14 protein-coding genes are annotated in these 16475 nt (G+C 40.1%); 2 read left to right on the plus strand and 12 right to left on the minus strand.

Annotated elements, in window-relative coordinates; translation table 11 throughout:
• Positions 1–69: 69 nt before the first annotated feature.
• Positions 70–2181 carry an adenylate/guanylate cyclase domain-containing protein gene (locus QL995_RS16050; RefSeq protein WP_290294602.1) on the plus strand — a complete coding sequence of 704 codons (2112 nt, stop codon included), beginning with the start codon at positions 70–72 and terminating at the stop codon, positions 2179–2181.
• On the plus strand, positions 2153–3814 hold the full coding sequence (locus QL995_RS16055; protein WP_121953548.1) for an HD domain-containing phosphohydrolase: 1662 nt from the start codon (positions 2153–2155) through the stop codon (positions 3812–3814). Before QL995_RS16050 ends, QL995_RS16055 begins: the two co-directional genes overlap by 29 nt.
• Before the next feature lie 288 nt (positions 3815–4102).
• Here the strand turns inward: QL995_RS16055 and QL995_RS16060 are convergent, their stop codons facing one another.
• The 12 genes from QL995_RS16060 to prlC all read right to left on the minus strand — a co-directional run bounded on the left by QL995_RS16060 (position 4103) and on the right by prlC (position 16428).
• Positions 4103–5530 carry an NAD-dependent succinate-semialdehyde dehydrogenase gene (locus QL995_RS16060; RefSeq protein WP_290294603.1) on the minus strand — a complete coding sequence of 476 codons (1428 nt, stop codon included), beginning with the start codon at positions 5528–5530 and terminating at the stop codon, positions 4103–4105.
• A 249-nt stretch (positions 5531–5779) separates the two neighbouring features.
• Positions 5780–6118, minus strand: a complete 339-nt coding sequence (fdx, locus tag QL995_RS16065) for an ISC system 2Fe-2S type ferredoxin (RefSeq protein ID WP_007586379.1) — start codon at positions 6116–6118, stop codon at positions 5780–5782.
• Positions 6119–6129: 11 nt separating this feature from the next.
• A complete protein-coding gene (gene hscA, locus QL995_RS16070; protein ID WP_290294604.1) occupies positions 6130–7992 on the minus strand; it encodes a Fe-S protein assembly chaperone HscA in 1863 nt (620 codons plus the stop codon).
• A 41-nt stretch (positions 7993–8033) separates the two neighbouring features.
• Entirely contained in the window at positions 8034–8561 is a 528-nt protein-coding gene (hscB, locus tag QL995_RS16075; protein WP_290294605.1) for a co-chaperone HscB, read from the minus strand.
• 82 nt (positions 8562–8643) lie between these two features.
• Entirely contained in the window at positions 8644–8967 is a 324-nt protein-coding gene (gene iscA / locus QL995_RS16080) for an iron-sulfur cluster assembly protein IscA (protein WP_007377674.1), read from the minus strand.
• A gap of 12 nt (positions 8968–8979) precedes the next feature.
• Positions 8980–9363 carry a Fe-S cluster assembly scaffold IscU gene (gene iscU / locus QL995_RS16085; protein WP_007377675.1) on the minus strand — a complete coding sequence of 128 codons (384 nt, stop codon included), beginning with the start codon at positions 9361–9363 and terminating at the stop codon, positions 8980–8982.
• Positions 9364–9404: 41 nt separating this feature from the next.
• Positions 9405–10622 carry an IscS subfamily cysteine desulfurase gene (locus QL995_RS16090; RefSeq protein WP_002958425.1) on the minus strand — a complete coding sequence of 406 codons (1218 nt, stop codon included), beginning with the start codon at positions 10620–10622 and terminating at the stop codon, positions 9405–9407.
• 24 nt (positions 10623–10646) lie between these two features.
• Positions 10647–11138, minus strand: a complete 492-nt coding sequence (iscR, locus tag QL995_RS16095; RefSeq protein ID WP_007586371.1) for a Fe-S cluster assembly transcriptional regulator IscR — start codon at positions 11136–11138, stop codon at positions 10647–10649.
• Positions 11139–11374: 236 nt separating this feature from the next.
• On the minus strand, positions 11375–12100 hold the full coding sequence (gene trmJ / locus QL995_RS16100; protein ID WP_024589846.1) for a tRNA (cytosine(32)/uridine(32)-2'-O)-methyltransferase TrmJ: 726 nt from the start codon (positions 12098–12100) through the stop codon (positions 11375–11377).
• A 157-nt stretch (positions 12101–12257) separates the two neighbouring features.
• Positions 12258–13013, minus strand: coding sequence for a class I SAM-dependent methyltransferase (locus QL995_RS16105; RefSeq protein WP_024589847.1), 756 nt, complete (start codon positions 13011–13013; stop codon positions 12258–12260).
• 57 nt (positions 13014–13070) lie between these two features.
• Positions 13071–14249 (minus strand): response regulator, encoded by a 1179-nt coding sequence (locus QL995_RS16110; protein ID WP_007586368.1) that lies wholly within the window; start codon positions 14247–14249, stop codon positions 13071–13073.
• A 139-nt stretch (positions 14250–14388) separates the two neighbouring features.
• A complete protein-coding gene (prlC, locus tag QL995_RS16115; RefSeq protein WP_290294606.1) occupies positions 14389–16428 on the minus strand; it encodes an oligopeptidase A in 2040 nt (679 codons plus the stop codon).
• Between the last annotated feature and the right edge of the window lie 47 nt (positions 16429–16475).

Raw genomic sequence — 16475 nt, forward strand, 5'->3', positions numbered from 1 at the left:
ATTGGCGCTGTTATTACATTATTAATTGCATCAATAGAGCTATTTTCAACTGGGTCGCTTGCAAAGTTAGTGAACCGCGTAGAAGGTATAATATACGACTCTCGGTTGTTACTAACACTTTCAGAGACGCCTAGGCGTATTGATGAAACCGTTGTAATAATTGATATCGATGAAAAGAGCATGCAAGAACAAGGACGCTTTCCTTGGAGTCGCTCAAAAGTAGCTGACCTTGTTACAAAGCTTACTGATGCAGGTGTTATTGTTATTGCATTCGATGTATTTTTTTCTGAACAGGAAGAAAACCCTGTTACAAAAATTATGTCTGAAATTCCTGATTTATCAAAAAAGTACACCATCCCCTTCGCTGAAATTACTAAACAAGTCGATGCAGACACAAAACTAGCAAGCGCATTATCTAAAAATGATACTGTTCTTGGTTTTTTATTAATTGATGAACAACTCACTAATCAAAACTTGCCAGCTAAAAGCAGTGTTGTGTGGGCAAATGCGGATCATACTAATTCACAGATAAACCAGTTTCCTGGTGCTATTGTAAATATCCCTCAGTTACAAAATGCTACAACGGGCACCGGTTTTATCAATGCACATAGCGATGAAGATGGCTTTATACGTAAAGCAGCTCTTATAAATCGAGTTGGCAATAAGCTTTACCCTTCTTTAGCACTTGAAGTTGCTCGACTTTATACCCTTGCTGAAAACATAGAAACTCGTTCCAATATATTAGATGGTATAACCTTATTCGAAGGTATAAAGTTTCAAGATAAGTGGATTCAAACTGATGAATATGGGCAAATATTAATTCCTTACAAAGGGCGTGCACATAGCTTCCCTTATTATTCGGCTACCGATATTTTGACCAAAAAAATTGGTTTAGAGGAATTAGAAGGCACAGTAGCCTTTATTGGCACATCGGCAATTGGACTCGCTGATTTAAGATCAACACCTGTTGGTTTACAGTATCCCGGTGTTGAGGTACATGCCAATATATTTGAAGGGTTAATGCACCCAGAGCTACTTCCCTCTAAACCTAATTGGTCACTGGGAGCAAGCTTACTCATCATTGCATTAACGGGTAGCGTACTGTCGTTTTTTAGCCACGGTAAGAGCGCACGTTTTATTATTGTTTTGTCTCTTACAGTCACAAGTGTCGTTATATTTTTAAACGTTTATTTATGGTCAGTGAAAAAAATTAGTTTACCTTTATTAATGCCCCTTTTACTCATCATTATATTAGCGGGTTATTACATCATTGTTGGTTCTATCGCTGAAATGAAACATAGCCGAAAAATAAAATCTATGTTTGACCAATATATGCCTCCTGAGCGTATAAATCAGATGATACTACAGGGTAAAAGTTTATCTCAAAAAAGTGAGCGAAAAAATATGACGGTGTTGTTTGCCGACATTCGTAGTTTCACTTCAGTATCAGAAAGTATGTCGCCCCATCAGTTAAGTGAATATTTAAACGAATATCTTACGGCTATTACCAAAATCATATTTGATCATAACGGAACTATTGATAAGTACGTAGGCGATATGGTGATGGCATTTTGGAATGCACCACTAAAAGATGAAAACCACGCTCGCCATGGTGTTGAAGCCGCAATGGGTATGATTAACGGGTTAACGCAAATAAATCAGTTATTTGCAGAAAACAATCAGCCTGCAATAAAAATTGGTATCGGTTTAAGTACTGGCGATATGAATGTAGGTGATATGGGTTCGGTTTACCGTAAAGCCTATACAGTTCTTGGTGATACTGTTAATTTAGGTGCTAGAGTAGAAAGCTTGACCAAATTTTATGGCGTAGCTATTCTTGTTACAGAAGAAACGATGAACGAATGCCCTCATATTTCATTTCGTTTAATAGATAAAGTACAAGTTGTCGGAAAAACAACGGCTATACAGTTGTTTGAGCCTATAAATTTTACAGATAAGCTCGATGAAGAACAGTTAAATGAAGTTAAAAAATCACAGCAGGCCATGACGCTTTTTTATAATAAAAACTGGCCACAAGCGCTTAGCTTATTTAAAGAACTACACAGCACGACCGTATTTAGCTCTGACGTTTATACCATTTTTATCGAACGTATTAAGGGCACTGATTTGCAAACACTAGCTAAGGATTGGAATGGTGCCTTCAAACATACTAAAAAGTAGTAAACATATGCGACAGCACATTAAAGACAAAACAAACCTTCAGCATTTTATCGATATTAGTATTAGGCTAACAACAGAAAAAAACTCGTCTAAGTTACTTGATGAAATACTGCAAGTTGTGATGTCGATAGCAAATTCTGATGCTGGCAGCATTTACTCTATTACCCCAAACAAACAACTCAAGTTTGAAACGGTAATAAATAAGTCATTAAATCTTTATTTAGGTGGCACTTTAGGGAGCCCTGTAGATTTTCCTAATATAGATCTTTTTATTGATGGCAAACCAAACGAAACCGCTATTGTTGCCCACTCTGCAAATTCTGGCGAAGTGATTAACATTCCTGACGTGTATGATGCCCTGCCCTTTGATATGAGCGCAGCTCGCAAAATGGATGCACGCACGGGTTATCGCTCTGAGTCCATGCTAACAATTCCTTTAAAAGATCATGAAGATGACATTATTGGTGTAATCCAGCTTATAAATGTAAAAGATGCGCAAAATAAAAATATCCCTTTTAGTGAAGAGCTTGTCACTCTAATTCGATCTTTTGCCTCTTTAGGCGCTATTTCACTAACTAACTCAACACTAATTAAGGGAATGGAAGATCTTTTTTCGACCTTTGCTGAAACAATTGCGATGGCAATAGATGAAAAGTCTCCTCATACCGGTGGCCATTGTAAACGAGTGCCAGCACTCACGTTAATGCTAGCTGATGCCGTACATGATATAAATAAAGGCCCTTTGGCTTCATTTTCGATGAGTGAGGCCGACCGGCATGAACTTGATATAGCAGGCTGGTTACATGACTGTGGGAAAATCGCGACTCCCGATCACATTATGGAAAAGTCGACAAAACTAGAAACTATTTTTGATCGAATAAAATATGTAGATGCTAAATTTGAAATAATTAGCCGAGATTTAAAAATAGCGTATCAGCAAAAAATCATCTGTGCGATGAAGCTGCAAAAACCTATCGAGGTTCAACAATTTGAACGCCTACTTGATACCGAGCTTAAACAGTTGGCATTAGACCGTGCATTATTACAGCGTGTGAATGTAGGGGGCGAGTTTTTAGGTGATGCAGAACTTGAGCACATTGAACGCATTGCAAACAAATACCAACTCGTTATAAATGATATTAATACACCATTGCTCTCAGCTGATGAAGTTGAAAACTTAACAATACGAAGAGGCACGTTAACCGAAGCCGAACGTGAAGTAATGAAACGTCATATGGATGTAACTAAAAATATTTTAGATGCCCTGCCGTTCCCTAAACACTTAAGCAATGTGACTGAATATGCTTTAGGTCATCATGAAAAACTTGACGGCACTGGTTACCCAAGAGGTTTAACCAAAGAGCAAATGTCGGTGCCTGCAAGGTTAATGGCTATTACGGATATTTTTGAAGCGCTATCTGCGGTAGACAGGCCCTACAAAAAAGCAAAACCGGTCAGTGAGTGTTTATTTATTTTAGGCTCAATGGTTGCTAAAAACCATCTTGATGCTGACATTTTTGCTATTTTTATTGAGTCGCAAGTCTATAAAAATTATATCAATGAATATGCTAACCCAGAGCAGCTTGATGAGATAGATTTTGATAACTTACCCGGTTACACACCTATAAGTTAGCACCTATGAGCCATGCCTTTATTCAAAATGCGCTTATTACAGCCTATACCTATCCAAACAAAAAAATGCCACCTTACGGTGGCATTTACACACGGGGTTATTTCTACTTATAGAAATCCTTTTACTTTTTATTTGTTTTTTTATGTTGTTTTATTAACAAAAAATATGTTCCCAAAGGTAGCATTTAGCGCTTTGGGTAGCAACAGTAAAAGGTAAAGTTCATATATCTGCCATATTAACGTCATAAAAAAGCGCGAAGTAAATTCGCGCTCGTATACTTAACTGCCGTTATATTTTAATACACACGTATTTTTCTTCTAGGTACTCATCCAGCCCTTGATGCCCACCTTCTCGGCCCAAACCAGATTGTTTAACGCCACCGAAAGGCGCGACTGGGTTTGATATAACACCTTCGTTTACACCTACCATACCAAATTCAAGCCCTTCACTAATTCGGTAAATTTGCTTAATATTTTGGCTGTAAAAGTAGGCTGCCAGACCAAATGGTACATCGTTAGCAAGTGCAAGCACTTCACTTTCTTCATCAAAAGGAATAACCGTTAATACTGGACCAAATACTTCTTCGTGGTAAATATCCATCTCTGTCGTTACGTTGTTTACTATTAATGGGTTTTGAAAGCTGCCACCTAAGTCACTATTATCGCCAATCAACGTCGCACCTTTATCGAGTGCGTCTTGTACTAACTGCTGTACCTTCTCTTTGGCTTTAGGGTAAATAAGTGGGCCAATATCAACATCGTCTTCAAAACCATTTGCCACTTTTAACGCTGCAACCTTAGGCGTGATTTTTGACAGTACTTTGTCGAGAATATTACGCTGTATAAAGATACGGTTTGCAGCAACACATGCCTGCCCACTATTTCTAAATTTAGCCGCCATTAGCCCTTCTACAGCTTCATCTAAATCTGCATTATCAAAAATAATAAAAGGCGCATTGCCGCCAAGCTCCATCGAGGTACGTTTAATTGTGTCTGCACATTGAGATAGCAACTGCTTACCTACACCGGTAGAGCCGGTAAATGTAAACTTACGCACGACTTCTGAGTCAGTCAGCATTTTACCTACTGTTTTGGCATCTTGTGAAACCAGTACATTAAATGCACCTTTAACAAAACCAGCTTGATCGGCCAAATAAGCAAGTGCGATAGCACATAGTGGCGTATGTTCAGAAGGTTTAAGTATAAAGCTACAGCCCGCAGCGTAAGCTGGAGCTACTTTACGAGTAACCATAGCAACAGGGAAGTTCCATGGCGTAATACCAGCAACAACACCTACAGGCTGCTTAAAGCTAGTTAAACGATGCGAGTTATCTGTTGGCGGAATTACATCTCCGTAACTACGTTTGGCTTCTTCTGCAAACCATTTGATAAAACCTGCACCGTAGTTAATTTCGCCAAGGGATTCTTTGAGCGGCTTGCCTTGCTCTTTGGTCATTAACTCTGCAAGTGTTTGTTTGTGTTTTATAACTAGCTCATACCAGCGCATCAACGTTTCGCTTCGCTCGGTCGCATTTGTCGCTTTTAACTTAACAAAAGCCCCTTGAGCTGCGGTTATTGCGCTATTTACACCCTGCTCGTCAATATCGCTTACATCAACAATACTTTTTTCGGTAGCGGGATCGTTAACGCTAAAGTGCGTATCAGTCTTATAAAATTCGCCGTTAATAAATGAGTCTGAGAAAATAAGATTACTCAAAATAAACCTCCAAAATAGATTTTAGGGATTGGGTTGAACTCGTAGCAGCGGGTTTACCCCGCGTTTATATAATCTGAAAAAATACGTGATCATTTTGATGTTCAAGTTTGAGATTAGAAAAATTTAACTTAAAACGTTTGAGATTTAAAAACGCGACATAAAGTCGCTGCTACGTGTTTATAAATGCTTTCTTGAAACAAAAAAGCCGCTGTATCAAACAGCGGCTTTTAATATATACATCGTTAAAAACTAGTGCTCTTCATTAACGATATTGAGATTGTACTTAGGTATTTCAACCACTAAGTCTTCATCTCTTATAATTGCTTGGCAACCAAGGCGTGACTCAGGCTCTAAACCCCATGCTTTATCTAGCATGTCATCTTCTAGCTCATCACTCTCTTGTAGTGAATCAAATCCTTCACGAATCACTAAATGACACGTAGTACATGCACACGACTTTTCGCAAGCATGCGCAATGCTAATACCATTTTTAAGTGCAGCGTCGAGTACCGTTTGGCCTGTAGGAGCTTCAATTGCAGCGCCGTCAGGACATAATTCAGGATGTGGAAGAAAAACAATTTGTGGCATTCTAATCTCTCTTAAATGTTGTCTACTGACTGCCCTGTAAGGGCCTTTTTAATTGATGCATCCATTCTACGCGATGCAAAGTCGCTACTCGCATTATCGACTTTTTCGATAGCTGCTTTAATTTCGCCAGGCTCTTGTGCATTTTCGCGCACTTTTACCAGTTCTGCAATTTCAGCGCGTAAGTTAGCAAGTTGCATATCGTCAAGCAATGCAGCATCGGCTGCAAGTGATGCATTAAGCGCTTCTATTACGCGTAATGCTTCTACTTGTTGCTCTTTAAGCATACGTGCTTGCATGTCGCCTTTAGCGTTGCTCATTGACTCTTTTAGCATGTTAGCTACTTGGTCGTCAGATAAACCAAACGAAGGCTTAACCTGAATTTCAGCTTGTACACCTGTTGATTTTTCCATAGCTGAAACACTTAATAGGCCATCAGCATCAACTTTAAAGGTTACACGAATATGCGCAGCGCCTGCCGCCATTGGTGGAATACCTTTTAAGCTAAACTTAGCAAGCGAACGACAATCATCAACAAGCTCACGCTCGCCTTGCAGCACATGTAATGACATAGCTGTTTGGCCGTCTTTAAACGTCGTAAATTCTTGCGCGCGTGCTACCGGAATTGTTGTATTACGCGGAATGATTTTTTCAACCAAACCACCCATAGTTTCAAGACCTAGCGATAACGGTAATACATCAAGTAATAACATGTCAGAATCGGGCTTATTGCCAATTAACACGTCGGCTTGAAGCGCAGCACCTAAAGCGACAACACGATCAGGGTCGATTGAAGTTAGCGGCTCTTTATCAAAAAAGCTTTGTACTTGGCTACGTACCAGTGGCATACGGGTTGAACCGCCTACCATAATAACTTGCAGTACTTCGTCGTTTTCTATGCCAGCATCTTTTACAGCACGACGACACGAACGCAGTGTTTTTTTAACGAGAGGCATAGCCATTTCGTCAAACGTTTCGCGTGTTACTTCTACTGTGTATTTTTGATCGTCAAACTCAAGACCCACGTTTACTTTAGCGTATTGGCTTAATGCTTCTTTACAGGCTTTTGCTTTATTGATGAATAAACGTAAAACTGAGGGTGACAACGCTGACACACCAGTTTGCTGCTTAAAGTAATCAACAAGTAGTGAGTCAAAGTCATCACCACCGAGACTTGAGTCGCCGCCAGTTGCCATTACTTCAAACACACCTTGGTGTAATCTAAGTACTGATATATCAAATGTACCACCGCCTAAATCGTAAACAGCAATAATACCTTCTTGGCCAGAATCTAAACCATAAGCAACGGCTGCTGCTGTTGGCTCATTTAATAAACGTAGTACGTTAATACCAGCCAGTTCTGCGGCATCTTTAGTACTTTGGCGTTGTGCGTCATCAAAGTACGCTGGTACTGTGATTACAGCCCCTAAAATTTCTTGGTTGCCAAAACTTTGCTCAGCTCGTGCTTTTAATGCAGCTAAAATATGGCTTGATGCTTTAATTGGACTGATTTTACCTGCCGCAGTTCCTATTGCTAGCGCACCATTGTGCTCACAGAACTCATACGGTAGTTGCCCATAACTTTTCTCTATTTCAGCCTGAGTTTTACCTAAAAAACGCTTAACCGAAATAAGTGTATTAGCAGGGTCTTGCGTTGCTGCTTGTGCAGCCTCTGCGCCAACAGTAATACCGCCTGCTTGATAACGAACAACCGACGGTAACATAGCCGCGCCAAGATCATCAGTTAACGTGCGGGCTTCGCCACTTTGTACTGTTGCAACTAATGAGTTAGTTGTACCAAGATCAATACCAATAGCTAGTTTATGTTCGTGTGGTGCCGCGCTCTGCCCCGGCTCAGCAATTTGCAATAATGCCATAATGCTCTTTAAACTCGTGTTGCTCGCTTTGCAGCAAGTAATTAATCGTCAAATAAACTGTCTTCAATACGCTCTAGTTCGTCACGTAACTTATAAACAAACTTCAGTTTACGAATATTATCTGCGGCAAGTTGATATTGCTGCTCATCGTTACTTGCTAGTTGCTCGGCAAGCTGTGCACTGTACTGCGTGTTTAGTTGCTTAATTTGTTTTTCAAAATTTGCAATCGCAGTATCAGGATCGCTTACTGATGTTAGCTCTTCAAGCTCTTCGCGAAGTTCCATTTGCTGCATTAAAAACATTGGATCTTGCAAGGTTTGCTGCTCTGCACGAATATCAACGCCTAGCTCGCTCAGCATATATTCAGCACGTTTTACTGGGTGCTTTAATGTTTGTAGCGCATCGTTAATTTCGGCGGCGCTTTGCACTGCCATTAACTTATCGCGGCTGCTCGCATTCGCGTGGCGATCTGGATGTACAGTACGCTGTAATTCCAAGTAGTGCTTGTTAACCGTTGCTAAATCAATATTGTAATCAACGGGGACTGCAAATAATTCAAAGTAACGCATAACTTCAACCAATAATATTCAGAAATAACAAAGCCCTACATTAACTGGCAGGGCTTATTTATACTACAAAGATATTTTAAGCTTAAACGGTAAAGCTTTCGCCACAACCACACTCATCTGCTTGATTCGGGTTTCTAAATTTAAACCCTTCATTTAAGCCTTCTTTAGTGTAGTCGAGCTCTGTGCCATCGATGTAAACTAAGCTTTTAGCGTCAACAATTAATGTTACACCTTTAGCCGCAAAAGTTTCATCGTCTTCGTTTAAATCGTCAACAAACTCAAGTACATAAGCAAGACCTGAACAGCCCGTCGTTTTAATGCCAACGCGCAGGCCTAAACCTTTACCGCGGTTTGCTAAAAATGATTGTACGCGGTTTGCTGCCGCATCTGTCAATGTCACTGCCATGAGTTTCTCTTCTTACTTCGCTTGTTTGCTTTTGTAGTCTGCAATTGCTGCTTGAATTGCGTCTTCGGCTAAAATTGAACAGTGAATTTTCACTGGTGGTAATTCAAGCTCTGCACTGATATCAGTGTTTTTAATTGTCGCTGCTTCGTCTAGCGTTTTGCCTTTAACCCACTCTGTTACAAGTGAAGATGAAGCAATTGCGCTACCACAACCGTAGGTTTTGAATTTTGCATCTTCAATAACGCCTTCGGCAGATACTTTAATTTGCAATTTCATTACGTCACCACATGCTGGTGCGCCTACCATACCCGTTGCCACTGACGGATCATTCTTATCTAGAGTACCTACGTTACGTGGGTTTTCTACGTGGTCGATTACTTTATCACTATAAGCCATTATTCTATCCTCATTACCTGCTAGGGTATGTGCTCACACTATTAGTGGTGAGCCCATTCAACTGAATCTAAATCAATACCTTCTTGATGCATCTCCCAAAGTGGAGACATCTCACGTAGGCGACCGATAGAGTTTTTCATTAATTCGACGGTGTAATCAATCTCTTCTTCGGTAGTAAAGCGACCAATACTAAAACGAATTGAGCTATGTGCTAATTCGTCGTTACGGCCAAGTGCACGTAATACATAAGAAGGCTCTAAGCTTGCAGATGTACAGGCTGAACCTGACGATACTGCAATGTCTTTTACTGCCATAAGTAACGACTCACCTTCAACAAAGTTAAAGCTGATGTTTACAATGCCAGGTACTGATTGGTCTTGCGTGCCGTTAAAGTATACTTCGTCCATATCAGCCATAATGCCGTCGATTAAACGATTACGTAAGGCGCTGATGTGTGCGTGATCTTTTTCGAAATCTTGCTTAGCAATTTTAAACGCTGTACCCATACCCACTAATTGGTGAGTAGCTAGTGTACCAGAACGCATACCGCGTTCATGTCCGCCACCGTGCATTTGCGCTTCAAGGCGAGCACGTGGTTTACGACGAACGTAAAGTGCACCAACACCTTTAGGGCCATACACTTTATGTGCAGAGAACGACATAAAATCAACTTTAAGCTGTTGCACGTCGATTAGTACTTTACCCGCGCTTTGCGCTGCATCTACGTGGAACATAATTTTACGTTCGCGACACATTTCGCCAATAGTCGCGATATCTTGAATTACACCTAGCTCGTTATTAACGTGCATAATGCTTACAAGTACTGTGTCGTCACGCATTGTGTCGGCAAGTTTTTGTAAATCAAGTAGGCCGTTTTCTTCAACGTCCATGTAAGTTACTTCAAAACCTTGGCGCTCAAGTTCACGACATGTGTCGATTACAGCTTTGTGCTCAGTTTTAGCGGTAATAACGTGCTTACCTTTTTTCTTGTAAAACTGTGCTGCACCTTTGATAGCAAGGTTATTTGATTCTGTTGCACCCGATGTGAAAACAATTTCACGTGGGTCTGCATTAATTAAATCAGCAATATCTGTACGTGCTTGGTCAACAGCTTCTTCTGCTTGCCAACCAAAACGGTGTGAGCGTGACGCAGGATTACCAAACTTACCGTCCATTGTCAGGCATTGCATCATTTCTTTAGCAACACGTTCGTCAACAGGCGTGGTCGCTGCGTAATCTAAATAAATCGGTAACTTCATTTCTCTCTCCGCTGCAGGTCAACCTTAAAGTTGACAGCTTACTTGAATGTTTTCCAACTGCTTAATTGCATTATTAATACTGTTATCTTGGCGCGATGCTATTTCTTTCACATCTGATTTTTCCACCAATTCAGCAAGGGTAATATTATTCAAAAATTCTTCTATGCGTGCGCTTAGGTCTGACCACAAATTATGTGTTAAACAACGCATACCACTCTGACAGCCGGTATCGGCACCTTGGCAACGTGTTGCATCGACCGATTCGTCTACGGCGCTAATAATATCGCCAACAGAGATAACGCTCGCTTCACGCCCTAGTAAATAACCACCACCAGGTCCACGAACAGAACTTACTAGGCCATTTTTACGTAAACGAGCAAATAATTGTTCAAGGTAAGACAAAGAAATTTCTTGTCTTTGTGAAATATCAGCAAGGGCTACAGGACCTACACCTGTGTGTAGTGCAACATCCAGCATAGCTGTAACGGCATATCTGCCTTTTGATGTTAACTTCATAACGCCCCCTGCACAAAAGAGTGCAAATTTTAATTACCAGAGTAAATTAGTCAAGTATTATCACTTGATAAAAATTTGATTTAGAAACTCTTACTTTTAAATTGTAGAGTTAACAAATTTTCAATACTTGACCTCTTTGGTCAAGTATTACAGCCATTGTAATTACCTGAGTAATTTAGTCAAGTATTAGCGCGTTAATTAGTCTAGGTCTTTTATAACTAATAGCTATACCTAAGTTACTTAGGGATAGCCTTATTAATTGAGGTGAGAATACCGCGTAAAATATTCATTTCAGCATCTTCAGGGTGAGCTCGGTTAAACAAACGGCGCAATTTAGTCATAACTAAACCAGGGTGTTGCTTGATGATAAAGCCTGTTTTAAACAACGTGTCTTCAAGGTGATCATAAAACAGCTCTGTTTGCTTTGAGCTTGGGTAAACTGCATCGTCTTCTTCAACCTTTTTAGGTTGTTGATTTAAAAATGCCATGCGAGTTTCGTAGCTAAGTGTTTGTACGGCCATAGCTAAATTAAGCGAGCTGTACTCTGGATTAGCAGGAATACATACATGGTAATTACAAAGCTGTAATTCTTCATTAGTTAAACCACTGTTTTCACGACCAAATACTAGCGCTACAGGACCATTTACGGCTTCAGCAACGAGCTTTTCACCACATTCACGTGGTTCAACCATTGGCCACGAAAGCGTACGAGAACGCGCACTTGTGCCAATCGTTAATGTACAGTCAGCGATAGCTTCTTCAACGGTACCTACAATAACTGCATTGCCTAAAACATCAGTTGCGCCTGCAGCTAATGCACTTGCTTGGCTGTCTATTTCGCAAGCAGGATCAACTAAATAAAGTTTTGATAAACCCATGGTTTTCATGGCGCGAGCCGCCGAACCAATATTGCCCGAATGTGACGTGTTAACTAAAACAATGCGAATATCATCTAAGATCATTACTGTGCTACTTTGCTATGCCAAAAAATTGCGCAAATTCTAACATGAAAATGTAATAAGATCCTAGATTCAAAAGGCTAGATCCTATGATCAAACCCAATATAACGATTCTTACATGGGTAAATTCTAGGGATATAACGTCGATTTGTTTTGATGCTTAAACCATTGCCGCCTTTACATAGACATCAAAACGGTTCTTTTTGGTTTTGATCTGCATACTTGGGGTTTTTTCGTTTAAGAATGGAGCGTAATCGGGGCGCTTTACAACAACACGCTTACTGGCAAGTGGATAGGCAAAATTAAGTAGGTCGTCAGCGTCGTTGTCTGCACCAACAAGCTCTTGGAATACGCGCATTTCTTTTTTAACTAATGCTGATTTTTCGCGATGCGGGAACATGGGATCTAGATAAACAACATCAGGCATGCTTTCGCATTGAGAGAGCAAAGTATGGCTTGAGCCAAATATTAGGCTCATGTTTTCTTTCATCCACAAACCAATTTCAATATCGCTATAGGCTCGCTTTAAACCATCGTATAAAAGTGCAGCTACAACCGGGTGACGTTCATGTAATATAACTTTGCACCCTAGCGAGGCAAGTACAAAACCATCTCGCCCTAAACCAGCGGTAGCATCAAGTACAACAGGCGTTGCGCCTTTATTTAAACCCACCGCTTTGGCAATTGCTTGCCCTTTACCACCGCCAAACTTACGCCTATGGGCGGCAGCACCGGTTACAAAATCAACGTTAATTGCACCTAGTTTAGGCTCGTCGGTTTTAAATAGACTTAACCCTTTATCATCGTAATGTAAGCTAAAGCCACTGCAATTTTGCGCCCATTGGGCTAAACCAAAGCGTGTTTCTAATTCATTTAAATAAGGGCGTAACTCTTTAAAAGCACACTGAATAACCACAATAAACTCCGACGATAAAATACGCCTGTAGTATATCAACCGCTTTACTTTAAAGCACTAAAATAGCTCTATATCACTATGATGATTCGTATTGACCTTTGCGGCTTCCGCTTTAGTACGTAAATTGGATATAAGTTCATTGCGGCTTTCGGCAACTTGTTTAAGCTGATATTTGATAAAGGCTAAATCACTATTAGCCGATACAAATAACTGCATTGTTTGATCCAATTGAGATATATATAAAGTGAGATCCGCAGGGTTTGCTTGTGTTTGTTGTAGCTTAATAGCGCAGTCAAGTTCATGTAGCTGCTCTATAAACTCTTTAGTACTTTTGTTTTGCTCTACATTTTGAGTAGTTAACTGCTTAACAATATCTTGAAGGGCTGTACTTATTTGAGCTGCCTGCTCATAACTGCTTTCGCTTCTTTCCATGGTAACAACCTTCTCGTTGGTTACTTCTAATATATGCGGGAACAGATCTTTGTAGCGCCCATACAAAGCATCGTTATCAACTGGCATATTTTTTATCAAAAGGGACACTTTGGGGTAATTAATAATAGTGCTGCTACCAATATCAACAAATCGTTGAGCATTTCGATGTTGCTCAAGCAGCTCTTGCTCTAACGGGCAAACACCACTTTGCTGGCTGTAAAAAATACCTTTTCCTTGATACCAAAACACCACCACAACATCTAAATTTAAAGGAGCAAAAAAGGTAAAAAAGTATTCACTCAACGATTGAAAGTTATTAGCGTGATAACTTTGTCCAACGTAGCGCATTATACGCCCCATATCGCCTGACTCTGTCATTGCCATTTCAGCTGTTTTATTCGCTTTTACTATATCCAATTTTAGTTTTGCGCATTTTTGCCTATATTCGTAAAGTACCTTTATTCGCGCTATTAACTCTTCTGCATTAAAAGGTTTTGTAATGTAATCAGATGCGCCGACGCTATAACCTTTTACCCGATCGCTTAGCTCTATTTTAGATGAGAGAAACATAACGGGAATATCCTGAGTATTCTGACTTTGCTTTATTGTTTTACATACGTCATAACCTGACATACCTGGCATTTCAATATCTAGTAAAATAATATCTGGGTTGTATTTATTGGTTAGCCTTAATCCTTCATCGCCATCTTTTGCATGAATTATTTTACAAAACCCTGCTAAAGACTCTTCAATTATATGATGAACGTACTTGTCGTCATCAATTGCCAATACCAACTTTGCCATGCCTTAGTCCATTTTATTAGGTGTGCTAAAAGCATAGTACGGTAGGATGAAATTACTAAAAATTATTAGATAATAATTTTAAAATAATAAAAAAGCGCCATATAGGCGCTTTAATTTGGTTTGTGCTAAATATTAATTTTTAAACAGCAATACCGCTATGGCGTAGTAACGCGTCGACATTTGGCTCACGACCACGGAACTTTTTAAATAATTCCATTGGCTCTTCGCTACCGCCTTTTTCTAAAATATTTTGCATGAAGGCTTGCCCTGTTTCAGCGTTAAAAATACCTTCTTCTTCAAATTTAGAAAATGCATCAGCAGAAAGTACTTCAGCCCATTTATACGAGTAGTAACCTGCACTATAACCACCGGCAAAAATATGGCTAAAACCATTTTGAAAACGGTTAAACTCAGGCGGTTTAACGATTGATGTGCGGCTACGTACATCGTTTAGTACTGCTTGAATTTGGCATTGCTCACCCACTTTGTAATCGTTATGGATTTTAAAATCGAATAACGAAAACTCAATTTGACGTAGCATTTGTACGCCTGAGTTATAGTTTTTAGCCGCTAATAATTTATCAAGTAACTCTTTAGGTAACGGCTCACCCGTTTCATAATGACCTGAAATAAAGCTCAGGGCTTCTTCGTCATAACACCAATTTTCTAAAAACTGACTAGGAAGCTCTACCGCATCCCACGCTACACCATTAATGCCAGCCACTGGCGCGGCATCAACTTGTGTAAGCATGTGGTGAATACCATGACCAAACTCATGAAATAAAGTAGTTACTTCGTCATGAGTAAACAGTGCCGGTTTATCGCCAACCGCCTTATTAAAGTTACACACTAAATAAGCCACCGGAGTTTGTAGTTCGCCGTTAGCGCGTACTTTACGACCCATACAGTCATCCATCCACGCGCCGCCACGTTTGTGGTCGCGTGCGTATAAATCGAGATAAAAACGTCCGCGTAGAGTATTGCTACTATCTACAATTTCAAAAAAGCGTACATCTTTGTGATAAGTATCAAAGTCAGTAACTTCTTTTACGCTAATACCAAATAAGCGATTAACGGTTTCGAATAAGCCGCTAAGCACTTTATTTGCTGGGAAGTAAGGACGTAGTACTTCGTCTGAAATTGCATACTTTTCTTGCTTAAGCTTTTCGCTGTAGTAACCAAAATCCCACGCTTCTAATTCAGAAATACCGTGTTTTTGCTCAGCATAGGCTTTTAGCTCTGCGACTTCTTGCTCTGCTTGTGGTTTTGATTTAGCTGCTAGGTCTTCTAAAAATGAGAATACTTGTTCTGGTGTTTCGGCCATTTTAGTCGCTAGTGACTTTTCAGCGTAGCTGTTAAACCCTAGTAACTGTGCAAGTTCATGACGAAGCGCAAGCTCCTCGCTCATAATATCAGAGTTATCAAATTCACCGGCGTTAGGGCCTTGATCTGATGCGCGCGTAGAAAACGCAGTGTAGGTTTCTCTGCGTAGTTCGCGGTTATCTGCGTAAGCCATTATTGGTAAGTATGATGGAAAATCGAGTGTAAATAACCAACCCTCTAATTCTTTACTTTTTGCTGTATCAGCTGCAAGTGCTAAAGCAGATTCTGTCAAGCCTGCTAAGTCACTCTCATCAGTAATATGTTTGTGCCAAGCAAGTGTGGCATCCATTACGTTGTTACCAAATTTTGAGGCAAGCTCTGATAAACGCGCGCTAATTTCGCCGTAGCGTGTTTGCTGCTCTGCCGCCAGAGCAATACCCGACAATTTAAAATCACGTAGCGCATTAGTAATTGTTTTTTGTTGTGCTGTAGTCAGCGTTTTAAATTCGTCACTGTTATAAAGCGTATTATACGCGTTGTATAAACCTTGGTGCTGACCTACAAATGTTGAATATTCAGATATTAACGGTAAGCACTGCTCGTAAGCTTCACGTAATTCGTCGTTATTCATTACTGAATTTAAATGCGATACAGGGGAGAACATGCGCGATAATTTATCGTCAGCTTCTTCAAGGGGTAATACTAAGTCATCCCACGTATACGAGCCTTTAGCTAACACGTCATCAATGGCTTTACGACAAAGCTCGATACCGTCTTTTAGTGCTGGTACTACGTACTCAGGCTTTATTTTTGAAAATGGTGGTAAGCCTTCAAGGCCAATTAATGGGTTGCTCATAAATACTCTCTTTGCGTTAATGCATTACGTTTTAAATTGGGTCTAAA

The organism is Pseudoalteromonas sp. APC 3358, from assembly GCF_030408075.1.
GTDB classification, from domain to species: Bacteria; Pseudomonadota; Gammaproteobacteria; order Enterobacterales; family Alteromonadaceae; genus Pseudoalteromonas; species Pseudoalteromonas arctica.